Source organism: Streptomyces dryopteridis (assembly GCF_049606955.1).
Taxonomy (GTDB): Bacteria; Actinomycetota; Actinomycetes; order Streptomycetales; family Streptomycetaceae; genus Streptomyces.
The window spans coordinates 3889611-3912827 of the sequence record NZ_CP187113.1; the positions used below are offsets into that span (position 1 = coordinate 3889611).

Consider the following 23217-nt stretch of genomic DNA (forward strand, 5'->3'; position numbering starts at 1 on the left):
TCATGCACCTGCCCGACAGCTCCACCCCTCCCGCGCCGGCCAACCTGGTGGTGCGCTACGTCAACCAGGTCGGCGCCGCCGTCGACCTCCTCGACGACACCATCGACTACACCTGGCAGTGCCACGGCTGCGGCGACGGCGGACTGGGAGACACGCTCCACACCTACCTCCACGACGCCAACAAGCACGCCACCGTGTGCCGGGCCGTGTTCAACCGCCGCCGATGACCGGCCTGCCCGTCTACCCGTGGCGCTGCGCGCCGACCGGCCTGGCCACCCGCCGCCAACTCCGCAAGCTGGGGCTGCGGCCGGGCGGGCAGGACGTGGTCGCCACCCTCGAACGCCGCCGCCGGCGCGGCCGTGACCCGCTGGTCGCGCACCTCTACCGCGTCGACCTGGCCCGGCCGGTCCGTCCGATGACGGCCCGCCGGTGGGGTGCGCTCGCGCTCGCGATGCTCGCCCGCCGCACCTGCCCCGCCTGCGGCATCGACCGCGGCTACTGCATCCCTCGCTCACTCGGCACCTGCGTGCCGTGCCACGACTCCGCTGAGGAGCGCCCGTGAACAACCGGATCCTGTCCGCGCTGGTGGTGGGCACCTGCGCCGGTCACATCGCCACGATGTGGGCCCAGACCGACCTGCCCACCGCCGTCCTCGCCGCCGCCCTCGCCGGGGCGGCCGAGTGGTCGCTGAGCCCCCTCTGGGCCGGCGACCGCACCACCGTCCACACCTGCCCCGACCCCACCTGCCCCGTCCGGATCCGTACGACGGGCGTCGCCCGGGCCGAGGCACGGGAGTTGGCGGTGCTCGCCACCGACCACACCCGACACGGAAGGACCGGCCGATGAACTGCGAGTTCTGCGGGAGCGACGACTCGGACGTGGAGGTCCGCTTGGACCCCGTCGACTGGGAGGTCAATGACGAGGAGTGGTACGTCGCGATGTGCGACGACTGCGAGCAGATGCGTGCGGACGAGGTGTGATGACCGCCGCTGCGCGCTACGGCGCCGTCTACGCCCTGCTCCGCGCCGCCGCCGACCTCGGCGACCACTGGGTCCAGACCCACGGCCAGGCGTGCCGCAAGGCGGCCCCCGGCCGGGCCGGGCACGCCGCGCTCGCCGGGCACGTCGTCACCTACGTCGCCACCCAGGGCGCCGCCCTCGCCCTCGGCAACCGCCTCCTGGGCCTGGGGCTTCGTCCCGGCCGGGTCGCGGCCGCGCTGGCCCTGTCCGGCGCCACGCACTACGTCATCGACCGCCGGTGGCCCCTCGAACGCCTCTCGGCCGCGATCGGGAAGCAGGGCTTCTACGACCTCGGCGCCGACACCCTCCACACCGCCGACGGGGTCACCGGCGCGCACCTGGGCCGCGGCTCCTACGCGATGGACCAGGCCGCCCACCACGCCGTCGAAGCGGTCGCGGCCCTGATCGCCGCCCGCTCCTGACCGAAGGGACTCCGCATGTTCTCCGCCGGAGAGAAGGTTCTGATCGTGTCGTGCGCGGACGACCCGCGTGCCGCCGGCAGGACCGGCCGGATCGTGGACGAGGTCCCGCCCGGCCCGCTGACCGAGGGCCGTTGGAGCGTGGTGGGGATCGCGCTGTGGATCGGCCCGGTCCTGTGCCACTCCCACGAACTCCAGAAGACCCACTGACCAGGCAAAGGAGCATGTGATGGGTTCCGCCCTGCTCGCGATCGTCGGCACCGTCGCCGGAGCGCTCGTCTCCGGTCTCCTGTCCCACCTCGCCCAACGCGCCCAACGCCGTGACGCCCGCTCGGTCGCCCGCCGCACGGAGGCCCTGGCCGCCTTCACCTCGCTGGCGACCTCGTTGGCAGATCACCGGCGGGCCATGTGGGTCCGTGAGGAGACCCGTCTGCTGGGCCTGGCCTGGGAGGCGGCCCGCGCGGAGAGCCACACCACCCGCTCGGCTCTCACGGCCCCCACGCTGGCCGCGCTGGTACTCCTGCCCGGCTTGTCACGGGAGGTCGACGAGGCCCTGACCGCGACCTATCACCTGCGCGGCTCCGCCGACCTCGACACCCTCACCGCCCGACGCGAGGCGGCGTTGGCCGCCGCCGATCGTCTGGTGTCCGCCGCCGCCGATCACTTCGCCGCCTGACCCCACCTGTTCTTCGCCAGCGGGCCCGCACCGGACATCACCGGTGCGGGCCCGCTCCTTGGAGGTCCCGTGTTCTCCGGCAAGTCGAAGTCCCGGCCTGTGCCGGGTGTCGTCAGGATCCCCCGGCAGCGTGGCCGTCGGGGCGGTCCGCCCGTGGTCATCGTCATGGAACAGCAGCGCCCATCGCTGACCGCCCGCGCGGCCGGGGCCGTGGGCCGGTGGGTGTGGAGCCACCGCCGCGCCTGGGCTCCGACCGCCCTGGCCCTCGTGTTGTGGCTGCTCACCGGGATCACCCATCTCATACGCCCCGGCCTGGCCTGGTTCCTGGCCCCACTGGCCCTGGTGCCGCTCGCGGCCTGGGGGTGGGCGTGGGTCAAGCGCCCGACGAGGTCACGTTCCGCGTTGCGCCGCCGGGGTGCCCTGGCTGGCGCCGGGGTGTTGGCGGCGGGGTGGCCGGTCGCCGCGATCTGGATCGGCCCAGCCCACCCCGCCCTCACCACGACCTGGCTGCTCCTGACCGCCGCCGGACAGGGCGCCTGGCTGCTGCTGCGCCCCGCTCTTCCCGCCGCCCCGTCCATCCCCCCTGTTGAGGAGACCGGCTGATGACGACGCCCTCCGGCCCGAACATCCCCACGCCGCCCGGCTGGACCGGCGGGGTCTTCCCCCCGCCCCGCCAGGCCCCGCCCCGACGCCCCCGCACCGCCCCGGGGGCGGGGGCGTCGGGGGCCCAGTCCAAGACCCGAGTGAACTCGAAGTCGTTCAACCCGGGGTTGAACATCAACATCACCTCCGGCTCCCACAACCAGACGGGCACGGCCGGTGGGAACAGCTCCGCGCAGGCCGGCGGCGGGCATCAGACCCTGCTGCCGCCGCCGGAGTTCACCTCCCCCGCCTCGATCCGGGAGTACTGCAACCACCTGCGCACCGTCGCGGTGACCGCGTCGATCGAGGTGGCGATGGGTGCCGAGATCCTCAAGGGCGTGCTGGCCACGGTCCCGGACCCGAACGGGCGGATCGGCGGATCCCGGATCAGGGCCGCCCGCGTCGCCCGCAAACTCGCCCGCTCCGCCGAGGCCCTGCGCGACGCCGCGACGAACGCCGCCGCCACCTACGCCATGTTCCAGCGCGAGTACGAGGAGGAGATCGGCCGGGTCCGTCACCGGGCCCGGCCGACCCCGCCGCGCCGCTTGAACTGGGACCAGCAGTGACCAGAGGGGAGAGCCCGCGATGACCGAGAGCACCGTTGAGCAGCAGTACGAGGCCCAGTTGCAGGGCGGCTCCTCCCCGGCCGGGGTCGGCGGCTACCTCCTGCACCGGGTCAAGCCCTACCTCCCGCCGTGGCTCGCCGCGGGCGGGATCGGCGCGGCCGGCGCGCTCGCCTCGATCCCGTGGAGCCAGTCGGCGGCGGCCGGGGTCGGCCTCACCCTGGCCTCCGTCGCCCTGACCGGCGTCACCTGGTGGGCGGGCAAGCCCACGGGGGCTCAGCGGCGGCTGCACTCGGCCATCACGGTGGCGAGCGCGTCGGCGTGGACGACCGCCGCCGCGCTCGCCGGCCCCACCGCCGGCCCCCTCGGCGACCTCTACCTGATGGGCGCGCCGGCGCTGGCCCTGTCCTGGAACATCCGGCAGGTCCTGCGCCGCAACACCGAAGGGCAGACGGCCGGTTCCGACGGCGGCCTGCTGGAGAAGATCGGCCTGGCGAAAGCGCAGATCAGCGGGACGAAGGTCGAACCGAACCGGGTCACCGCGAAGGTCGCGTTGGAGCCGGGGGAGCAGACCAACGAGGACGTGGGCAAGGCTCTGCCCCGCTTGGCCTCCGCCCTCGATCTGCCGACCTCGGCTGTGCGCTACCTGGGCTCGGCCGACTCCGCCCGGAGGGGTGAGCTGGTCATCGTCCCGGAGGACATGCTCAAGCACCCCGCCGTCTGGGAAGGCCCCTCCAACCTCGGCGGATCCATCGCGGACCCGCTGGTCATCGGCCGCTACGACGACGGCGCCCCCTTGCAGCTGTGGTTGCCCGGGGACCCCGATGAGCAGCGCAACGCCACCCACCTCCTCATCGCGGGCATGACCGGCTCCGGCAAGGGTGACCTCGCGCTGGACGTGATGACGGAGATCCTCTCCCGCACCGACGTGGCCCTCTGGCTGTCCGACCCGAAGATGTTCCAGGACTTCCGGGCTCTGCTGCCCGGCATCGACTGGGCCGCCGAGGGTGGCACCCCCACCGAACTGTGGGTGGAGGGCGTCCGCGCGGTGATCCCCGCCCGAACCCGGTGGCTGGGCAAGCACAACTACCGCCAGTGGAGCCGGAAAGCCGCGAAGAAGCAGACCAGCCCCGACCACACGTGCCGCCCCGACGGCACCCCCTGCGGCTGCAAGGGCCTGATCTACCTCGTGGTCTGGGCCGAGGAAGCCGCGAACACCCTCCGCGCGCTCGGCGACGACGTGTTCACCGGCATCGCCCAGGAAGCCCGCTCCGCCGGCGTCTCCCTGATCATCTCCCTGCAACGCCCCTCCTACGACCAGATGTCCACCAGCACAAGGGCATCCCTGCCGTCGGTGGTCGCGCTCGGCTGCGACCCCCGCGACGAAGGGTTCTCCCTGCCCGACACCGTCCTCGACGCCGGCGCGCACCCGGGGGCGTGGACGAACCGCAAGCCGGGCTACTGCTACCTCGTCTCCCCGGGTGTGCCGGAGGAGCGGTACCCGTCTCCGGCCCGGACGTGGCAGATGCCCGCCGACGCCGCCGACGACATGGCTGCCCTGGCCGAGTGGGCCCAGCACCACGGCGCCCGACTCGACCCCGTCACCGCCGACGCCGCCCGCGCCGTCGCTGGCGACGCCTACACCGGCCGCCCCACCCCCGACACCAACCCCACCGCCGTCCCGGCCGAGGCCGGGCACGACACCGATGAGGACGAGGACGAGATGCCGGAAACGGAATTCGGCGGGCCGCTGGTCGACCCGGAGGACGCGGACATCGACCCCACCGTCGAACTCCCCGACCACGCCGACGGAGACGACACCCCGTTCGTCACCCTCCCCGGCTACAAGCCCTCCCCCGAGGAGGCCCGCGCCTACTTCGCCGCCGCCCTCATGGAGTTCGAGGACGGCGGTCAGATGGTCGTCGGCCCGAAGGACTTCACCGACTGGTGCGACCGCCACAACCTCTCCCGCCCGTGGGTGTCCGAGCGGCTGAAGGAGGCGGCGCTCGCCGGGCGTCTGGCGCCCACCACGAAGACCGGCCGGTGGCGGATCGTGCCCACCCCGGCCGCCGCCTGACACCTGACCCCCCCTGACACCGTCAGGCCGCCCTGACACCCAAACCCCTAGGCAAACCCGGGCGTCAGAACCCGTGACACCACGCCCTGACACTGCCTGACACCCAGTCCTGACACTTCCCACGGGCCCGCGCCGCACCCCGACGGCGCGGGCCCGACCCACACCCGAAAGGGCACCCGAGATGCCCCACGACCCCGCACTGCCCACCACCCGCTACGGCGACCCCGTCCACCACCCCACCCCGCTCCTCCACCCCCCGACCCTCCCCACCATCCCGCCCGGCATCGACCTCGTCACCCTCCCCGACGGCACCCGAACCCTCGCCTACACCCACCCCGGAACCCCCGCCCCGACCACCCTCCCGACGCCCGTCCCGGCGGGGGTCCCGGGGTGGGCGAAGACCACCGCGCTCCTCGCCCCGACCGTCGGCGGCGGCATCGGCGCGGCCGGAATCGGAATCTCCTACGCCGCCCCCGGAGTCCTCGCCATGGCCGAAGCCCTCTGGGCCCTCGTGGCCCTCATCGCAGCCGGCGCCGCCCTCCCCCTCCTCCTGCGCGCCGGCCGCCGGGGAACGACCGGCGGCGGGCCCGCCCACCACACCCACATCCACCAGTCGATCACCGCCACCGGCCTCTTCGGCCGCGCGAAGGGCACCATCCACCACCCCTGAGGAGCCACGTGTTCGACGCCGCCGGCTGCACCGAATGCCGCCGCCCCGACTGCAACGGACACCTGCTCTGCCCCGGCTGCAACGACGACCTGTGCGACGAGTGCGGCGGGTGCCTGTGCCCCGACACCTACTGCCCCGGCTACACCACCCACCTGAACCACTGAGGAGACCCGTGGACATCCGCGACGAGTGCACCACCCGCAACTGCCCCGGCCACGTCTACTGCGAGATGTGCTGGGGGGAGATCTGCCAGATCTGCTGGCTCTGCGACGAGGGGTGCAGCGGCGGCCTCGACAGCGGCTGCCCCGGCCGCTTCATCCACGTGCTGTCGTCCGCCCTCTGACCGGCTGAGGAGACCCATGTACGCCACCGACGACGAGCCCGACACCTACTGCGACGAGTGCACCGACTTCCGCTGCCCCGGCCACGACGCGTGCGAGGACTGCGACGACGACATCTGCGTCGAGTGCGCCGGCTGCTCCTGCCCCGACAACCCGTGCGGCGGCTACCCCGCCCACAACGGCTTCTGACAAGGACCCGCACCATGCGCATCGAGATCCGGGTCATCTGCGACCCGACCGACACCGACCACGTCACCACCACCCTGGCCGGGGCCCTGCCCGGGTTTAAGGTGACCGAGACCCACCCGGGGAGCCACTTGGGGAGCCACCTGGGCGGCCGGACCCTGCTCTACGCCACCGCCGACCCCACCGAGCCCGCCACCCAGGACGCGGGGAGCGGGTCCGCGCTGCCCGGCGTGTGGCTCGCTCCCGAGACCGCCTACCAGGGCGCGCCGGCCGTGACCCGCGAGATCGGCTGGGTCACCCGGCAGGTCCGCACCGTGCTCCTGGCCGACGACCCGGCGGTCAAGCGCGAGTACTACCTGCGCAAGGCCGCGCTCCTGGACCGCATCGCCCTCAACGAGAACCTGCTCGTCGGGTCCGCCGACAACGCGGTCGACTCCGCCGAGAACGCCGCCCGCCAGCTCCTCGACCACGACACCACCCACGGCCGGTTCGACCCGGACACCGCCTGCGGTACCTCGGTCGTTCCCGTCCCGGCCCACGCCACCGCGTACCCGCGCGGCTACGTCCGTATCGAGTACGCCACCTGGGCCACCACGGCCCGCTAGCTCCGCCCAGACCGGCCCGCACTCTCGCCAAAGACTTCGGGCCGGCCTGGTTACCCACAACTCAACTAGTGAGCTGGAGGACCAGCATGACGCACACCGTCCCCCGTCCGCGACCGGGTCGGCCCCGGTTGCTGGACCTGTTCTGCTGCGCCGGGGGTGCCGGCCGCGGCTACGCCGACGCCGGGTTCGCCGTGACCGGCGTCGACATCGTGCCGCGCGAGCGCTACCCGTTCGAGCTCGTGCGGGGCGACGCCCTGACCGTCCTCGCCGACCTGATCGACACCGGCCGGATCGGCGAGTTCGACGTGATCCACGCGTCCCCGCCGTGCCAGGCCGCGTGCACCCTCACCGCCGGCACCAACACCGCCACCGGCTGGGGCGGTAGGCACGTCGACCTCCTGCCCGCCGTCCGTGAGCTGCTGGACGCGACGGGCCTGCCCTACGTGATCGAGCAGCCCAACGGCCGCGCCGCCCTTCGGCGCGATCTCACCCTGTGCGGGGAGATGTTCGGCCTCGGCGTGCTCCGCCACCGCAACTTCGAACTCGGCCGCTGGACCACCGGCCGCCCCGCGCACCCCAGGCACCGGGGACGGGTTCGGGGCTGGCGCCACGGGGTCTGGCACGAGGGCCCCTACGTCGCCGCCTACGGCGCCGGCGGCGGGAAAGCCAGCGTGCCCGAGATGCAGGCCGCCATGGGCATCACCTGGACGGACCGCCGCGAGGAGCTGACCGAGGCCATCCCGCCCGCGTACACCGCGTGGATCGGCCGGGCCTGGCTCGCTACCCGCGAGGCAGCCGCGTGAGCGGGCCCGCGGCTTCCCGTCGGATCGTCGGGATGCTCCACGTCCGGGCCCCGCAGGGTGCCGAGCCCTCGGCCCGCTCGACCTGCGAGTGCGGCCGGTCCGTCACCGTCTTCGGCCACGACCGGGTGATCGCCCTGGTCGCCGACCACACCGCCCACCGGAACCTCTGCCCGCTCCGCGCCGACATGGAGGCAGCCGCGTGACGCTCCTCGACACCGCCCTGGACCTGGCCGCGCGTGGGGTGCCCGTGCTGCCGCTGAGCCGGGGCAAGCAGCCCGTCGCCAACTGCCCGACCTGCACGGGCAACGCGTGCGGGGGCCGGCCGACGATGGCCGTTCCCGGGCCGTGCGTGTGCCCGGCCCCGTGCCACGGCTGGGCCGCCGCCACCGTCGACCCGGCCGTCATCACCTCCCCGGCCTGGGCTACCGCCTGGCACCGGGCCCCGACCGTCGCCTACCACCCCGGCGGCGCCGGCCTCACCGTCGTCGACCTCGACAACGCCGACGCCATCACGTGGGCCCGCACCGCCCTGCCGCCCACGCGGGTCGTGGCGAGCACGCGGGGCGAGCACTGGATCTACCTCGGCGCCATGCCCTCCCGCAACGCGGTCCGGCCCGGCGTCGACATCAAGTCCACCATGGTCTACACCCGGTGGCTCGGCCCCGGCACCGGCACCATGGCGCCCCTCCCGGACGCCGTCCGGGCCCTCGTCACCGCCACCGCCCCGGTGCCCCGCCCGCGCGCCGTCGTCGTCGCGGCCCCGGCCGGGGGCGGTGTGTGTCCGCACCGGTCCCCGGTCTACCTGGAACGCGGGATCGCGATGGCCGAGCAGCGCATCAAGGACGCCCGCACCGGCATCCACGCCGCCGTCTACCGCGTGTTCCTCGCGGTGCTGGCCACCCACGGCCGGTGCGGCTGCCTCACCGAAGCCCACATCGGCCGCCTGTTCACCGCCGCCCAGGACAAGGGCGAGTCCCCCCGCCACTGCGAGATCGCCTGGGCCAACGCCCACGCGGCCGTGGGGGTGTGACGTGTCCGAGGAGGAGAAGAACCCGGCGCGCGAGGTCATCGCCGACTACGCGCGCGCCCACTTCCGGTACTTCCGCACCGCCGACGGCGCCGTGTTCGCCCAGCGCATCGGCCACCCCGTCGCCCGCCCCATTCGCTCCCAGGGCACGTCCGGCAGCCACCGCCAAGAGCTGATGGTGGGGCTGTTCCACGACGGCCTGGGCGTCTTCAACGGAACCGCCATCAAGGAGGCGTTGGACTTGATCGAGGCACTCGCCATGAGCAACGACGTGCAGCCCGTCCACATCCGGGTCGCCCCCGGCCACGCCGGCGCGACCTGGCTCGACCTCGGCCGCACCGACGGCCTCTCGGTGCGGATCCACCCCGCCGGGTGGGAGACCGTCACCCCCGACCCGGTCGAGGTCTGCTGGCGCCGCACCCAGCTCACCGGCGAACTCCCGCTGCCGGTGAAGGACACCGACGGCAAGGGCATCGACCTGCTCCTCAGGTTGTGCAACTTCGCCGACCCGGCCACCGAGTGCCTGGCCATCGCCTGGCTCATCGGCTGCCTCGGCCCCAGCGTGCCCGTCCCCGCGCCGTTCCTCACCGGCCCCCAGGGGGCGGGGAAGTCGACCGGCGGCCGGATGCTGATTCGGGTCATCGAGGGAATGACCGGCGACCTGCGGCGGGCCCCGAAGGACGAGGAGAGCCTGATCACCGCCGTCGCGGCCGGATGGGTCACCGCGCTGGACAACCTCTCCCACCTCGCCCCGGACCTCTCCGACCTGATGTGCTGCATCGTCACCGGCGCCGAGACCGTCAAGCGGGCCCTGTTCACCGACGGCGACGTGGTCCGCTCCCGCTACCGCCGCCCCCTGCTCCTGACCGGCATCGACGTGGGCGTCATCCGCCCCGACCTCGCCGAACGCCTCCTCCCCCTCCGCCTCGAACGCCCCACCGTCCGCCGGACCGAGGCCGAGCTGTGGGCGGAGTTCGAGGAGGCCCTGCCGGTGATCCTGGGCTCGATCCTCGACCTCACCGTCAAGGTTCGCGCGGCCCAGGCCCAGATCCCCTCCGACCTGCGCATGGCGGACTTCGCGCACCTGTGCGCGCAGCTCGACCAGGCCACCGGCCTCGGCGCCCTGGCCGCCTACCGCACCGCGCTGGACGAGCTGAACGACGACGTGATCGAAGGCGACCTCCTCGCCCAGACCGTCCTGTCCCACGCGGCCGGCCTCGCCCCCGGCGAGCCGACCCGGATGTCGTCGGCGGAGTGGCTGACGACCCTGACCCAGCTCTACACCGGGGAGGACTTCAAGTCCCTGCCCAAGGGCTGGCCCACCACCGGGAAGGTCTTCTCCGACCGCCTCAAGCGCCTCCAGCCCACCCTCGCCGCCCGGGGCGTCCTCGTGGACTGGGGCCGCACGAAGGCCGCCCGCTACATCGAGATCGTCCGCCCCGACACCCCCGCCCCGCAGCCGTAGCCGTCCGGCGGGGCGCCGTCCGGCCACAAGCAAAAGGAGCACCAACTCCGTTCGCGGCCGGGTGCTCCTCTTGCTGTTCGGCGCAGCCGCCCCGAAGGACGCGCCGCGAAGCGGCTCCCCAATCAGCTCTTCAAGACCCGCACAACAACACAAGACCGGGCCTCTTTTTTCCTAAGTAGAGAAAGCTGCGTCACCTGCGTCACGACGGCCCCCACACCCCGGCCCACCTGCGGAAAGAGGGTGACGCAGAGCCCCTTCCGCTGCGTCACCCCGCGTCATCTGCGTCACCCCGGTGACACAGCACCCCCATCCGAGGTGACGCAGGCCGAACCCCTCTGTCACCCGAAACCGCAGGTCACAGGCCCAAGTGACGCAGATGACGCGATGACGCAGAAATCCCGACCTCGGACACACGCGAGGAGCCACGACATGAACGCGCCCCTCCCCACCCCCGACGACCCGACGGTCGTCCTGCTCACCGTCGAAGAAGCCGCGCGGCGGCTCCGGATCGGCCGAACGCTCTGCTTCCGCCTCATCGCCACCGGCGAGCTGGAGGCCATCGCGGTCGGACGGCTCCGCCGGGTCCCGGCCGCCGCTGTGCACGAGTACGTCGACCGGCTGCGTGCGGCGCACCGACCCGCGCAAGCCGCCTGAGAGGATCACGTGGAAGAGAAGAAGCGCACCCGACAGCCCAACGGCCGGTCGACCATCTACCAGGGTGCCGACGGCAAGTGGCACGGTCGGGTCACCGTCGGGACCCGGGACGACGGCCGTCCCGACCGGCGGCACGTCGAGCGGAAGACCCGGGCGGAGGTCGCCACGGCCGTTCGCCAGCTGGAGAAGGACCGGGACGCCAAGACCATCAAGAAGGCCGGCCGCGCGTGGACGGTGAAGACCTGGCTGACCCACTGGGTGGACGAGATCGCGCCGCTGGCCGTGAACGACAACACGATGGTCGGCTACCGCGTCGCGGTGCGGAAGCACCTGATCCCCGCCCTCGGTGCCCACCGGCTCGACAGGCTGAAGCCGGAGCACATCGAGACGTTCTACCGGCGCATGAAGGAGGGCGGCGCCAAGACCGGGACCGTGCACCAGATTCACCGGACCTTCCGCACGGCCCTCAACCAGGCCGTGCGTCGCGGGCACATCGGGGTGAACCCGATCCTGCTGGCCACGCCGCCGAGGACCGGGGACTTCGAGGTCGAGCCCTACAACGTCCGGGAGGTTCAGCGGCTGCTCGCTGCCGCCGGTGAGCGACGGAACTCCGCGCGGTGGGCCGTCGCCCTCGCCCTTGGCCTGCGGCAGGGTGAGGTACTGGCCCTGAAGTGGGAGGACGTGGACTGTGAAGGGGCCTTCCTCATGGTTCGCCGCAGTCGTCACCGGCCGCAGTATGCCCACGGGTGCGAGGAGCCGTGCGGGCGCAAGGCCGCCGGGTACTGCCCGGACCGGCGCCGCACGAACCCGGAGCTGGCCCCGACCAAGTCCCGCGCCGGCCGCCGCGCGGTCGGCCTGCCACAGGAGTTGGTCAGCCTGCTCCGTGCGCACCGCGTCGCCCAAGAATCCGAGCGGGCGGCGGCGGGCGGGCGGTGGGAGGAGAACGGCCTGGTCTTCCCGAACGAGCATGGGCGCAACCCGTCGCACCGGCGTGATTGGGCCGAGTGGAAGGAGCTGCTGGCCGCAGCCGGCGTTCGGGACGGCCGGCTGCACGACGCCCGGCACACCGCCGCCACGGTCCTGCTCATCCTCGGCGTCTCCGAGCGGGCCGTCATGGGCCTGATGGGCTGGTCCACGACGGCCATGGCCGCGCGGTACCAGCACATGGTCGACGCGGTGCGGACGGACATCGCGCGGCAGGTCGACGGGCTGATTTGGGAGACGGGCAAGCAGGGCCCGGAGAGCGATGACGACGGCGCTGCCGGCGCCCTCGTTCCGCCGAACTGAGACGGGAACTGAGACGGAAACGACGTTGAGCGGCCCCCAATCAGGGGGCCGCTCAACGTTTGGCCTGTTCAGGCCGTAGAAGCCGTGACCGGAATCGAACCGGCGTATCCCGCTTTGCAGGCGAGTCCCTCAACCACTCGGGCACACGGCTGTGTGGTGCTGCGGCGCGCCCCTCGCGGTGCGCGTTCGCTGCCTCGACCACGACGTTACGGCCGCCCCCACACCACCGGAACCCCCACCCGCCCCGCGCCACACGACCGCCACGCCCTGTTCACAAACCCACGTCACCGAGGGCGGGGCCGGACCCGGGCCGGACCTGGGCCGGACCGGGGACCTAGGACGGAAGCACGAGGGCGGATACACCTTCCCGACAGGGTCCAAACAGTGTTTCGGCCCTTACGCTGAGCGCATGAGCCAGCACGAGACCCGAGAGCCGACGCCCCCCGACGAGCCCCCCGCCGGCCCCGTCGACACCCGCCCCGCCCCGCCCACCGCCGCCGACGCCGGCGGCGGCGTGCTGGGACGGGCGCACCGGGCGCTCACCCTCGGCATCGTCTCCGTCGTGCTGCTCGTCGCCTTCGAGGCCACCGCCGTCGGCACGGCCATGCCGGTCGCCGCCCGCGAACTCGACGGCGTCGCCCTCTACGCCTTCGCCTTCTCCGCCTACTTCACCACCAGCCTCCTCGGCATGGTCCTCTCCGGCCAGTGGTCCGACCGGGCCGGGCCGCTGCGGCCGCTGATCACGGGCATGGCCGGCTTCGTCGCCGGCCTCCTCATATCCGGCACCGCCGGCGACATGCTCGCGTTCGTCGCCGGCCGGGGCGTGCAGGGGCTGGGCGGCGGCATGGTCATCGTGGCCCTGTACGTGGTCGTCGGGCGGGCCTACGACGAACGGCTGCGGCCCCGGATCATGGCCGCGTTCGCCGCGAGCTGGGTGGTGCCGTCCATCGTCGGCCCGCTCGCCGCCGGCACCATCACCGAGCACCTCGGCTGGCGCTGGGTGTTCGTGGGCATCCCGCTGCTGGTCCTCGTGCCACTGCTGGTGGCGCTGCCCGCGATCCGCCGCACCGCCGACGGGCCCGTGCCCGGCGTCGACCCCGGCCCCTTCGACCGGCGCCGGATCGGCTTCGCCCTCGCCATCTCGGCCGGCGCGGCCCTGCTCCAGTTCGCCGCCCAGGACCTGCGCCCGCTGTCCGCGCCGATCGCCCTGGCCGGGCTGGCACTGCTCGTCCCGGCGGTGCTGCGGCTGCTGCCGCGCGGCACCTACCGGGCCCGGCGCGGCCTGCCGTCGGTGGTGCTGCTGCGCGGGGTGGCCGCCGGCTCCTTCATCGCCACCGAGAGCTTCCTGCCGCTGATGCTCGTCACCCAACGCGGGCTGAGCCCGACCCTGGCCGGGTTCTCCCTGGCGCTGGGCGGCGTGACCTGGGCGGGCGGCTCGTGGATCCAGTCCCGGGCCTGGGCCGAACCCCGGCGGGAACGGCTGATGGGCTTCGGCATGGGCATGGTCGCCTTCGCGATCGCGGCGGCGCCGGCGGTGCTGATCGCCTGGGTGCCGGTGTGGACCCTCGCGCTGGTGTGGGGGGTGGGCTGCCTCGGCATGGGCCTGGTCATCGGCCCCTCCAGCGTGCTGCTGCTCAAGCTGTCGCCGCCGGCGGAGGCGGGCGCGAACTCGGCCGCCCTCCAGATCTCCGACGCCCTGTCGAACGTGCTGCTGCTCGCGGCGGGCGGCGCCGTCTTCGCGGCCCTGGGCGGCGGCGCGGTCGGCGCGGGCCACGGCGCCCCGGCGGCCGGCGGAGGTGCCTCGCACCCGGAGGCGTTCGTCGGGGTCTTCCTCCCGATGGCGGTCATCGCCCTCATCGGCATCTGGATCACCACCCGCCTGTACCCGCGCCGTGACACGGGCGTGGACGCGGACGCGGGCGCGACGGGCAGCGGTTCCGCGTCGGCCCCGCGAGGTGTCTCGTCGCCGCAGGTGAGCGGCACATCCGCCGCAAAGTAGTACCACTATGGCCCCACCGGAATTAGACTGATGTCATGGCGATGAACCTGCGTCTTCGTGACGACCAGACCGATGCCCTCAGACAGCGTGCGGAGGAAGAGGGGGCCAGCATGCACGCCATAGTGCTCAAGGCCGTGGACGACTACCTCGACCGCACGGCGCACCAGACCATGGTCCGGCGTACGGCCAAGGAGCAGGCGGCGAAGTGGGGCGAGCTCATGGAGCGGCTCAAGTGACCTTCGTGCCCTGCGTGTACCTGACAGCCGAGGACGTCCTGGAGATCGCCGACGCCGCATGCCCGGACATGCAGGTGGTGGTGCGTGACGTGGGCCTGCTGGAATCCGCCGTGCACCGGCCCTCGGCCGCCATGTTCGGCGAGGAGGCGTACCCGGATCTCATCGACAAGGCCGCCGCGCTCCTGCAGTCCTTGGCGATCAACCACCCGTTCTTCGACGGGAACAAGCGAACGGCATGGCTCTCGTGTGCCACGTTCCTCGCGATCAACGGCATCGACCTCGTCCTGGACGTGGACGCGGCCGAGATCCTCGTCGTGGCCGTGGCCACGGGAGAGCTGCACGAGCTGGTGGACGTGTCCAAGGGGCTGCGGGCCCTCGTGGTGCCCGCGCCCTGACGGGGCGGGCGGGGAGGGCCTCGTGAGGGCCTCCCCGCGGTCTCCGCGTAGCACGGTCGGCCGGGTCGCGCACCCCGGGGCGGGGGTGGTGTGAGCCTTCCCGCACGTCCCCAGGTCACGGGCTCGGCGGGGCGGGGGAGCCGGGCGGGCCCCGGTAAGGTGGTCCGGTTGTTCTGATGCCCCGCGCATCACCCGCGTACGATCGCCTGCCCGCCACCGTCCGACCTCGCGACGCACCCGTCCGACCTCGTGACGCCGAGAGCCGAACCGGAGACCGTGACTACTACCGCCTCCCACCACCTCTCACCCGCCTTCCCCGGCCGGGCCCCCTGGGGTACCGCCGGCAAGCTGCGCGCCTGGCAGCAAGGGGCGCTGGACAAGTACGTCCAGACCCAGCCGCGCGACTTCCTCGCCGTCGCCACCCCCGGCGCCGGCAAGACCACGTTCGCGCTGACCCTGGCCTCCTGGCTGCTGCACCACCACGTGGTGCAGCAGATCACGGTGGTCGCGCCGACCGAACACCTCAAGAAGCAGTGGGCCGAGGCCGCCGCCCGGATAGGCATCCGGCTCGACCCCGAGTACTCGGCCGGCCCGCTCAGCAAGGAGTACCACGGGGTCGCCGTCACCTACGCCGGTGTCGGCGTGCGCCCCATGCTGCACCGCAACCGTTGCGAGCAGCGCAAGACCCTCGTGATCCTCGACGAGATCCACCACGCCGGCGACTCCCGCTCCTGGGGCGACGCCTGCCTGGAGGCATTCGACCCGGCCACCCGCCGGCTCGCCCTGACCGGCACCCCGTTCCGCTCCGACACCAACCCCATCCCGTTCGTGACGTACGAGGAGGGCCACGACGGCATCCGCCGCTCCTCCGCCGACTACACCTACGGCTACGGGCACGCGCTGGGCGACGGCGTCGTCCGCCCCGTGATCTTCCTGTCGTACAGCGGGAACATGCGCTGGCGCACGAAGGCCGGCGACGAGATCGCGGCCCGGCTCGGCGAACCCATGACGAAGGACGCCATCTCGCAGGCGTGGCGCACGGCGCTCGACGCGCGCGGCGAATGGATGCCGAACGTGCTGCGCGCCGCCGACCAGCGGCTGACCGAGGTCCGCAAGGGCATCCCCGACGCCGGCGGCCTCGTCATCGCCGCCGACCAGGACGCGGCCCGCGCCTACGCCAAACTGATCCGCGAGATCACGGGCACCAAGCCGACGGTGGTCCTCTCCGACGACACCGGCGCCTCGAAACGGATCGACGAGTTCGCGGCGAGCCAGGACCGGTGGATGGTCGCGGTCCGGATGGTGTCCGAGGGCGTCGACGTGCCGCGCCTGGCGGTCGGCGTGTACGCGACGACGATCTCCACCCCGCTGTTCTTCGCGCAGGCCGTGGGCCGCTTCGTGCGGTCCCGCCGGCGCGGCGAGACGGCCTCGGTGTTCCTGCCGACCATCCCGTACCTGCTGGGCTTCGCCAACGAGATGGAGGTCGAACGCGACCACGTCCTCGACCGGCCCAAGAAGCAGGGCGAGGAGGACCCGTACGCCCAGTCCGAGGCGGAGATGGCCGAGGCCAACCGCCAGGAGGACGAGGACACCGGCGACGACGAGCAGATGTCCTTCGAGGCGCTGGAGTCCGACGCGGTCTTCGACCGGGTCCTGTACGACGGCGCCGAGTTCGGGATGCAGGCGCACCCGGGCAGCGAGGAGGAGCAGGACTACCTGGGCATCCCGGGCCTGCTGGAGCCGGACCAGGTGCAGATGCTGCTGCGCAAGCGGCAGGCCCGGCAGATCGCGCACTCGCGGCGCAAGCCCGACGCGGAGGCCGACCTGCTCGAACTCCCGGCGGAACGGCGGCCGGTGGTCTCCCACAAGGAACTGCTGGAGCTGCGGAAGTCGCTGAACACGATGGTCGGCGCGTACGTGCACCAGAGCGGCAAGCCGCACGGCGTGATCCACACCGAACTGCGTCGACTGTGCGGCGGCCCGCCCAGCGCCGAGGCCACGGCCGGCCAGCTGCGGGAACGCATCAAGAAGGTCCAGGAGTGGGCCACCCGCATGCGCTGACCGGACGGGGAACGAGAACGAGAACGGGGAACGGCGGAGGGGCCCGGACGCACGAAGCGTCCGGGCCCCTCTCGTCACCCCGTGCCGCGCACGGCGGTCCGCACGCCCGCACGGCCCGTGCGGCCGGCGGCGCACCGACCCGGTGCCGGGGGTCGGGGCGGCCGCGGGCCGTCGGCGGGCGCGTGACGTCGGGCGCGCGCGGTGTCAGGCACGTGGTTCAGGCGCGAGCGGCCGGACCTCAGACGGTCTGGCGGCGACGCTTGCCGGTGCCCGCGACGAGCGCGACACCCATGGCGACGGCGATGCCGGCGCCACCGAGGGCCCAGGTCGACGCGGCGTCGGCCCCGGTCTCGGCGAGCTCGCCACCGGGGGTGGTGGTCCCACCGTTGCCGCCACCGGCGTTCCCGCTGTTGTTGCCGCCACCGTTGTCGACGATCGGCTTGGAGCCGCCACCGTTCGGGTCGGGCTGGTTCCCACCACCGGTGTTGCCACCGCCGGTCTCGCCGCCGCCGTTGCCGCCGCCGTTGTTCCCGCCGCTGGTCTTCTCACCGATGCGGGACTTGTGGACGGAGGAGAAGGCGGTCGGCTCGTCCGGGGCGTCCTCGGCGAGGGAGATACCCATGGCCTGCAGGGTGATCGCACCCTTCTTGGCCTGCTTGTCGAACTTCAGACGGACGTCGACGCCGAAGGCCTCGCCCTTCTTGAGCTCGTCCGAGCCGACGGGGATGAGCGCGGCGTAGCCCATCTCACCCTCGAGGGGGATGATGAACAGGTCTTCCCACTCGTCGCCCGTGCCGAGGGCGTCGATGGAGATCTGCGCCCGCATGTGGTCGGGGTTGAAGTTGCCCCCCAGCACGAGGGCGACGGCGTAGCCCTTCTTGTGGGCCTTGCCCTTGCTGTTGTCGATGTCGACCTGGATCGTGCTCCACTTGCCCGGGGTGAAGGACTTCGGCACCCCGTGCAGGCTGAGCTCGGGGTCCTTCGCGAGCTTGCTCTGCTCGGCGCCCGGCTTGCCCTTGTCCTTGCCGGCCTCGGCGACGGGCTTGGTGTCCGGCTTGGCGTTCGGGACCTCGGGGGCGGGCTTGACGGCCTCGCCGGTCTCCGGGCCGGGAACGCCCGGCTTGACCTCGGGGGTCTTGGGGGTTTCGGGGGCCGGGGCCTCCGCGGCGGGCTGCGCGTCCGCACCGGGCAGGTCCGGGGTCGAGACGGGAGCCGAGGGGGCCTCGTCGGCCATCGCGGGGGTGGCCATGAGGACGGTGGGACCGACCACCGCGGCGGCGGCCACGGCGGCTATGCGCTTCAGCTTCACTGTGTGCTTCCCTCCACGGGCAGCCCGAAAGGACTGGCCGTCCCCCCGATCCACCCAAGCTTTTTGAACGTGATCAGCGTAATGGACTTGTAAAGTGTTGAACTGATAATTCGGTCACGATCTGTGTCACATCGCGATCACGAATGCCACATACGGGTGCCAGGCGCCCGGATTCTGGACGAGGTCTTCCGCTGAGCGAACCCGCTCGCTACTGTCCCCGCATCGAAACGCCCCGTGGCAGCGCCGCCGCGGGAGCGCAGCCGGTGCCATGGCCTTGAAACCGGCGGCCTCTCCGTGCGTCGCCGAATGGGACCGGCGGCGCCTCCGCCCCGCGAGAGCAAACCGCCGCTCACCGAAAGAGGGAGAGGCGTCGTGACCGCGGAAACCTCCCAGACTCTCGACCGAGGACTCAGAGTCCTCAAACTGCTTGCCGACACCGACCACGGACTGACCGTCACCGAGCTCTCCAACCGCCTCGGAGTGAACCGCACGGTCGTCTACCGCCTTTTGGCCACCCTCGAACAGCACGCCTTGGTCCGCCGTGACCTCGGCGGCCGCGCGCGGGTCGGCCTCGGGGTGCTCCGCCTGGGCCGCCAGGTGCACCCCCTCGTCCGCGAGGCGGCGCTGCCCGCGCTGCGCTCGCTCGCGGAGGACATCGGCGCGACCGCCCACCTGACCCTCGTCGACGGCACCGAGGCACTCGCCGTCGCCGTCGTCGAACCGACCTGGACCGACTACCACGTCGCCTACCGGGCCGGCTTCCGCCACCCGTTGGACCGCGGTGCGGCCGGACGGGCCATCCTGGCCGCCAGGCAGGGTGCGCTCATCGAACCCGGCTACACCCTCACCCACGGCGAACTGGAAGCCGGCGCGAGCGGGGCCGCGGCCCCCCTCGTCGGGGTCACCGGCCTCGAAGGGAGCGTCGGCGTCGTCATGCTCTCCGACGCCATCCCCGAACGCGTCGGCCCCCGCGTCGTGGACGCGGCCCGCGAAATCGCGGACGCCCTTCGCTGACCACACACGGCCCCGCCCGATCCCCCGACCACCCGCCGGGACCGGGCCCGGCCGCCCCCACCCACCCAAGCCCACCAGGGCCCCACCCACACCCCGTGACCCCGCCCGCCCCCACCCGGGCGGGCTTCGTCACACCCACCCCACGGAACACGCCAAGCCCCCCACGGACAACCCCACCGCACCGCCGGCCACCCCCGAAACCAATCCCCCCACCAACCACCCCGGGCAAGCCGACCGAGGCGGGAATTCCCCACGGAGAATCCCGGTACGGAAATCACCCCCCCCCGCGTGCGCGAAGAGAGGTTCCCTCACGCGACCTCGGCGGCGTGGCGATGGGAACATTCCCGCGCGTGGGGAGCGGCCGCTGGTCCGGAGTTCCAAGACCTTGCCCGGGAACATCCCCGCGTGCGCGGGGAGCGGGCGCCGGGGTCCCAGTGATCGTTCCCCGGCACGGGAGCATCCCCGCGTGCGCGGGGAGCGGGCGCCGGGGTCCCAGTGATCGTTCCCCGGCACGGGAGCATCCCCGCGTGCGCGGGGGCCGGCCCGTGATCAGTCCGGGGAGGTCGTCGCCGGTGGAACATCCCCGCGTGCGCGTGCGCGGGGGCTGAAGATCCACCGCCGGCGAACAGGGGAACATCCCCGCGTGCACGGGGGCTGGTCGGCCCCGGTCCCTTCGGGGCCCAGCCGGGGGAACATCCTCGCCTGCGCCTGCGCCTGCGCGGGGGCCCGTGGCTCCGGTCGGGCCCGCAGGCCCAGGGAACATCCCCGCGTGCGCGGGGGCTGGAGTCTTTCACCTGTGGGTTTGTGGCGGCCAGGTGGGGTTTTTGGCAAGAATTGGGGAATCCGGCATTTCGGGCATGGTAGGGGGCTTTATGGGGCGGGGTGTTCGGCTGTTGTCATCGTTGCGGATTTTCTTGGCGGGTGGGGCGCGTATGTCGGGATGGGGCGAGGTCCGCGCGCGTTGGAGCGGTCGTTCGGGGTTGGGGTGGCCGCCTGCCGGCGGCGGGTAGGTCAAAAGCTTTTCCCGGTGGCGGCGGGGGAGGGGCGCGGGGTTTCGGTGCGTGGCCGGGTGCGGCTGAGTGGGTGGGGGCCACGGGCTCGGGCGTGGTCGGGCTTTTCCGGCGTGGCGCGTCGGCAGGGGGAGGGGAAGGGGCCGGGCGGTGTCCACAGCGGTGGCCGTTGTGACCTTGGTTCTGGGTGCTCGGGCCGTGGCGGATCCCGTGGCCCGGGGCTTCCGGGGCTTGAGTGGGCGTTTCGGCTGGTGGGGGTGAGTGGGGGCGGGGCCCCGTGTGGTCTGGGTTCGTGGGGGTCACGGGCCCGGGTGGGGCGAGCTTGTTGGCTGGGTGGGGTTGGCCCTGCCACGGGACGGCCTGAGCACGGGTACCGAACCTGCCCCCCCGGCCCCCCTCCGCCGCCCCTGGGAAAAGCTTTTGACTTGCCCGCCGCCGGCAGGCGGCCACCTCGGCCACCGACGAGCCGCCGCTTGGCCGACCAGGGAAGCACTTGCGGCGTATTCCACCGCCGACCGCCGACCGCCGACCGCCGACCGCCGACCGCCGACCGCCGACCGCCGACCGCCGACCGCCGCCGACTGACGACGCGCCGACGCGCTGACGCGCGGGCGGGTTCGAGCCCGGCGGACGGTCTGGGCGCCTGCGGGATTCGGGCGGGCTGTGTGTTTGGCGGGGTTGGGTGGGTCCCGTCCGCGTGGGGGATTACCCGGTGCGGTGCGGTGCGGTGAGGTGCGGTGGGGTGGTGGGCCGGGCTTGGAGCCTTGCGTGGGGTGGCGTGGGCTTGTTGGCGTGTTTCGGGTGCCGGGTGCCGGGTGCCGGGTGCCGGGTGCCGGGTGCCGGGTGCCGGGTGCCGGCGTCGGGCGTCGGGCGTCGGGCGTCGGGCGTCGACGTCGGCGTCGGCGTCGGGCGTCGGGTTTGGCGGTCGGGCGTGCCTGCGCGTTCAAGACGATGTGCGGGGGCTCGCGCTCTCGGGTGGTGGCCGGCCGGCCTCGTGTGGTCGGCGGGGTGTGCCGGTGGGTGGTGGGGCCGTGGGGTGGGGGTGGGCGGATAGATTGGCCGGGTGCTGACTCGTCTGTCGCGCCTTCCGCGCCCCCTCGCCCTCGCCGTCTGCGCCGTGCCGCTGCTCGCGCTCTGCGCGGTCGCGGCCTTCGCTCCGCTGCCGTTCGTGGTGGCACGGCCGGGGCTCACCGCCGACGTCCTCGGCGCCCGCGACGGCAAGCCCGTGATCACCGTCACCGGCGCCCCGACCCGCAAGACGGACGGCCAGCTCCGCATGACCACCATCCTCGCCACCGGACCCTCCAGCACGATCACCCTCCCCGACCTGATCGGCGACTGGTTCGACACGAACCGCGCCGTCATGCCCCGCGAGTCCGTCTACCCGGCCGGTGACGACGACGCGGCGGTCGAGAAGCACAACCTGGAGGAGATGACCAAGTCCCAGACCGGCGCGGCCGAGGCCGCCCTGGGCTATCTGGGCAAGAAGCCCGGGGACGTGAAGGTGGAACTGAACCTCGCCGACGTGGGCGGCCCCAGCGCGGGCCTGCTCTTCGCCCTCGGCATCGTCGACAAGCTCGACGGGGACGGCTCGGGCGGCGGGCTCACCGGCGGCCGGATCATCGCCGGCACGGGCACCATCGCCGCCGACGGGACCGTCGGAGCGGTCGGGGGTGTCGCCCTCAAGACGCAGGCCGCCAAGCGGGACGGCGCGACCGTGTTCCTCGTCCCCAAGGCCGAGTGCTCCGACGCCGCCGCCGAGCTCCCGGACGGCATGCGGCTGATCCCCGTGGAGACCCTGAAGGGCGCGGTGGAAGCGTTGCGGGCCCTGAACAAGGGCGGCGACGTTCCGTCCTGCTGACCGTCGGCACGGTGCGTGTGGTGGTGTTCGGGCGCGGTGTGCGCCGGGGTCGGTGGGCGGGCCGGCGGGTTCGCCGGGGTTCGGAGACGGCCGGTGTGCGGTGGGCGTCCTGGCCGCGCCATGACGGCGGCAACGCCGGCCGCAGGATCCGCGAGCCAGGTCCGATCGCCCACCCGTCCATCCACCCGTCCACCCACACGCCCACAGGGCCTGCGTACGCCCTGCCGGGACACCGACAGCCTGGCCCCCGGGCCGCCCGGCGGCATGGCGATTCGGCAGGCCGCCGATGCCACCCCGGACACTTGGGCCCGCAGTAGTCGCTCCGGCACCCGCTCGAAGGCGACCGCCGTGAGGATCGGGTTCAGCACCCCCGCGCCCAGCCCGGCCGCCGCCATCGCCACGAGCGGTGGCGGATGCCGTCGGTGAGCGCGGCGACGACGAAGCGCGGCGCTTCGCACGGGAGGTGGGCGGCGGCGAATACGGGCCGCCGGGGCGGCCGCTCGCCACAAGGCCGCAGAGGGCCACGCTCGGCAACGCGGCCCCACCGAAGGCCGCCGCCGGTATCCCGCCCCGCCCCGCCCCGCCCCGCCTCGCCTTGCCCGCCCGGCCCTCGCCCGGCCCTCGCCCCGCCCCCGTCCCGGCCCTCGCCCCGCCCCCGTCCCGGCCCTCGCCCCGTCCCCGACCACGCTCCGGCCCTCGCCCCGCCTCCGTCCCGGCCTCCGCCCCGTCCCTCGCCCCGGCCTCCGCCCCGTCCCTCGCCCTGGCCTCCGCCCCGTCCCTCGCCCCGCTTCCGCCCCGGCCCCCGTCCGTCCCGGCCGCCGCCCGGTCCTGGCCCTCGCCCGCCCCTCGGCTCTCGATCCTCGCCCCGTCTCGGCCGCCGCCGGGTGCCCGGCCTCCG

28 protein-coding genes and 1 tRNA gene are annotated in these 23217 nt (G+C 73.4%); 27 read left to right on the forward strand and 2 right to left on the reverse strand.

All coding sequences use genetic code 11. The features are described from left to right. Positions 1-2 precede the first annotated feature (2 nt). The 21 genes from ACN20G_RS16600 to ACN20G_RS16700 all read left to right on the forward strand — a co-directional run bounded on the left by ACN20G_RS16600 (position 3) and on the right by ACN20G_RS16700 (position 12434). Positions 3-227, forward strand: a complete 225-nt coding sequence (locus ACN20G_RS16600; RefSeq protein ID WP_424213567.1) for a hypothetical protein — start codon at positions 3-5, stop codon at positions 225-227. Beyond that, positions 224-562, forward strand: a complete 339-nt coding sequence (locus ACN20G_RS16605) for an RRQRL motif-containing zinc-binding protein (RefSeq protein ID WP_424213568.1) — start codon at positions 224-226, stop codon at positions 560-562. The genes ACN20G_RS16600 and ACN20G_RS16605 overlap by 4 nt, the downstream gene beginning before the upstream one ends. Beyond that, a complete protein-coding gene (locus tag ACN20G_RS16610; RefSeq protein WP_424213569.1) occupies positions 559-846 on the forward strand; it encodes a hypothetical protein in 288 nt (95 codons plus the stop codon). Before ACN20G_RS16605 ends, ACN20G_RS16610 begins: the two co-directional genes overlap by 4 nt. Then, positions 843-980, forward strand: coding sequence for a hypothetical protein (locus ACN20G_RS16615; protein ID WP_424213570.1), 138 nt, complete (start codon positions 843-845; stop codon positions 978-980). Before ACN20G_RS16610 ends, ACN20G_RS16615 begins: the two co-directional genes overlap by 4 nt. Next, complete coding sequence (locus tag ACN20G_RS16620; protein WP_424213571.1) at positions 980-1441, forward strand: transcriptional regulator; 462 nt, start codon at positions 980-982, stop codon at positions 1439-1441. Before ACN20G_RS16615 ends, ACN20G_RS16620 begins: the two co-directional genes overlap by 1 nt. 15 nt (positions 1442-1456) lie before the next feature. Then, positions 1457-1648, forward strand: a complete 192-nt coding sequence (locus ACN20G_RS16625; protein WP_424213572.1) for a hypothetical protein — start codon at positions 1457-1459, stop codon at positions 1646-1648. 19 nt (positions 1649-1667) lie between these two features. Next, the gene (locus tag ACN20G_RS16630; RefSeq protein WP_424213573.1) at positions 1668-2114 is read left to right on the forward strand and encodes a protein kilB; all 447 of its coding nucleotides are present in this window, start codon (positions 1668-1670) and stop codon (positions 2112-2114) included. Positions 2115-2279: 165 nt separating this feature from the next. Then, a complete protein-coding gene (locus ACN20G_RS16635) occupies positions 2280-2717 on the forward strand; it encodes a hypothetical protein (protein ID WP_424213574.1) in 438 nt (145 codons plus the stop codon). Further along, entirely contained in the window at positions 2717-3322 is a 606-nt protein-coding gene (traA, locus tag ACN20G_RS16640; RefSeq protein ID WP_424213575.1) for a plasmid transfer protein TraA, read from the forward strand. Before ACN20G_RS16635 ends, traA begins: the two co-directional genes overlap by 1 nt. A 19-nt stretch (positions 3323-3341) precedes the next feature. Further along, on the forward strand, positions 3342-5396 hold the full coding sequence (gene traB / locus ACN20G_RS16645) for a plasmid transfer protein TraB (protein WP_424213576.1): 2055 nt from the start codon (positions 3342-3344) through the stop codon (positions 5394-5396). 181 nt (positions 5397-5577) lie between these two features. Next, on the forward strand, positions 5578-6066 hold the full coding sequence (locus ACN20G_RS16650) for a hypothetical protein (RefSeq protein WP_424213577.1): 489 nt from the start codon (positions 5578-5580) through the stop codon (positions 6064-6066). A gap of 8 nt (positions 6067-6074) precedes the next feature. Beyond that, entirely contained in the window at positions 6075-6230 is a 156-nt protein-coding gene (locus ACN20G_RS16655; RefSeq protein WP_424213578.1) for a hypothetical protein, read from the forward strand. A gap of 8 nt (positions 6231-6238) precedes the next feature. Further along, complete coding sequence (locus ACN20G_RS16660; protein ID WP_424213579.1) at positions 6239-6409, forward strand: hypothetical protein; 171 nt, start codon at positions 6239-6241, stop codon at positions 6407-6409. A 16-nt stretch (positions 6410-6425) separates the two neighbouring features. Then, complete coding sequence (locus ACN20G_RS16665; RefSeq protein ID WP_424213580.1) at positions 6426-6596, forward strand: hypothetical protein; 171 nt, start codon at positions 6426-6428, stop codon at positions 6594-6596. 14 nt (positions 6597-6610) lie between these two features. Further along, a complete protein-coding gene (locus tag ACN20G_RS16670; protein ID WP_424213581.1) occupies positions 6611-7198 on the forward strand; it encodes a hypothetical protein in 588 nt (195 codons plus the stop codon). 86 nt (positions 7199-7284) lie between these two features. Continuing rightward, the gene (locus tag ACN20G_RS16675) at positions 7285-8001 is read left to right on the forward strand and encodes a DNA methylase (RefSeq protein ID WP_424213582.1); all 717 of its coding nucleotides are present in this window, start codon (positions 7285-7287) and stop codon (positions 7999-8001) included. 32 nt (positions 8002-8033) lie between these two features. Continuing rightward, positions 8034-8204, forward strand: a complete 171-nt coding sequence (locus ACN20G_RS16680; protein ID WP_424213583.1) for a hypothetical protein — start codon at positions 8034-8036, stop codon at positions 8202-8204. Next, positions 8201-9031 carry a bifunctional DNA primase/polymerase gene (locus tag ACN20G_RS16685; RefSeq protein ID WP_424213584.1) on the forward strand — a complete coding sequence of 277 codons (831 nt, stop codon included), beginning with the start codon at positions 8201-8203 and terminating at the stop codon, positions 9029-9031. Before ACN20G_RS16680 ends, ACN20G_RS16685 begins: the two co-directional genes overlap by 4 nt. Before the next feature lies 1 nt (position 9032). Next, positions 9033-10493, forward strand: coding sequence for an ATP-binding protein (locus ACN20G_RS16690; protein ID WP_424213585.1), 1461 nt, complete (start codon positions 9033-9035; stop codon positions 10491-10493). Positions 10494-10922: 429 nt separating this feature from the next. After that, a complete protein-coding gene (locus ACN20G_RS16695; protein WP_424213586.1) occupies positions 10923-11147 on the forward strand; it encodes an excisionase family DNA-binding protein in 225 nt (74 codons plus the stop codon). 9 nt (positions 11148-11156) lie between these two features. Beyond that, positions 11157-12434 carry a tyrosine-type recombinase/integrase gene (locus tag ACN20G_RS16700; RefSeq protein WP_424213587.1) on the forward strand — a complete coding sequence of 426 codons (1278 nt, stop codon included), beginning with the start codon at positions 11157-11159 and terminating at the stop codon, positions 12432-12434. A gap of 79 nt (positions 12435-12513) precedes the next feature. Here the strand turns inward: ACN20G_RS16700 and ACN20G_RS16705 are convergent. Beyond that, a tRNA-Cys gene (locus ACN20G_RS16705) sits at positions 12514-12585 on the reverse strand. Between the two features lie 258 nt (positions 12586-12843). Between ACN20G_RS16705 and ACN20G_RS16710 the strand changes: the two genes are divergently transcribed. The 4 genes from ACN20G_RS16710 (at position 12844) to ACN20G_RS16725 (ending at position 17125) form a co-directional block, all read left to right on the forward strand. Continuing rightward, a complete protein-coding gene (locus tag ACN20G_RS16710) occupies positions 12844-14433 on the forward strand; it encodes an MFS transporter (protein WP_424213588.1) in 1590 nt (529 codons plus the stop codon). Between the two features lie 35 nt (positions 14434-14468). Then, entirely contained in the window at positions 14469-14669 is a 201-nt protein-coding gene (locus tag ACN20G_RS16715; protein ID WP_424213589.1) for a CopG family transcriptional regulator, read from the forward strand. Between the two features lie 5 nt (positions 14670-14674). Beyond that, entirely contained in the window at positions 14675-15064 is a 390-nt protein-coding gene (locus ACN20G_RS16720) for a type II toxin-antitoxin system death-on-curing family toxin (RefSeq protein ID WP_424215542.1), read from the forward strand. Positions 15065-15340: 276 nt separating this feature from the next. Further along, on the forward strand, positions 15341-17125 hold the full coding sequence (locus tag ACN20G_RS16725; protein WP_424213590.1) for a DEAD/DEAH box helicase: 1785 nt from the start codon (positions 15341-15343) through the stop codon (positions 17123-17125). A gap of 238 nt (positions 17126-17363) precedes the next feature. Here ACN20G_RS16725 and ACN20G_RS16730 read toward each other — a convergent pair whose 3' ends face one another. Next, positions 17364-18434, reverse strand: coding sequence for a hypothetical protein (locus ACN20G_RS16730; protein WP_424213591.1), 1071 nt, complete (start codon positions 18432-18434; stop codon positions 17364-17366). Between the two features lie 372 nt (positions 18435-18806). Here ACN20G_RS16730 and ACN20G_RS16735 point away from each other — a divergent pair, with 372 nt between their 5' ends. Further along, positions 18807-19448: an IclR family transcriptional regulator gene (locus tag ACN20G_RS16735; protein ID WP_424213592.1), complete on the forward strand. Its 642-nt coding sequence runs from the start codon at positions 18807-18809 to the stop codon at positions 19446-19448. 2073 nt (positions 19449-21521) lie between these two features. Beyond that, entirely contained in the window at positions 21522-22319 is a 798-nt protein-coding gene (locus ACN20G_RS16740; RefSeq protein WP_424213593.1) for a S16 family serine protease, read from the forward strand. The last annotated feature ends 898 nt before the right edge of the window (positions 22320-23217 follow it).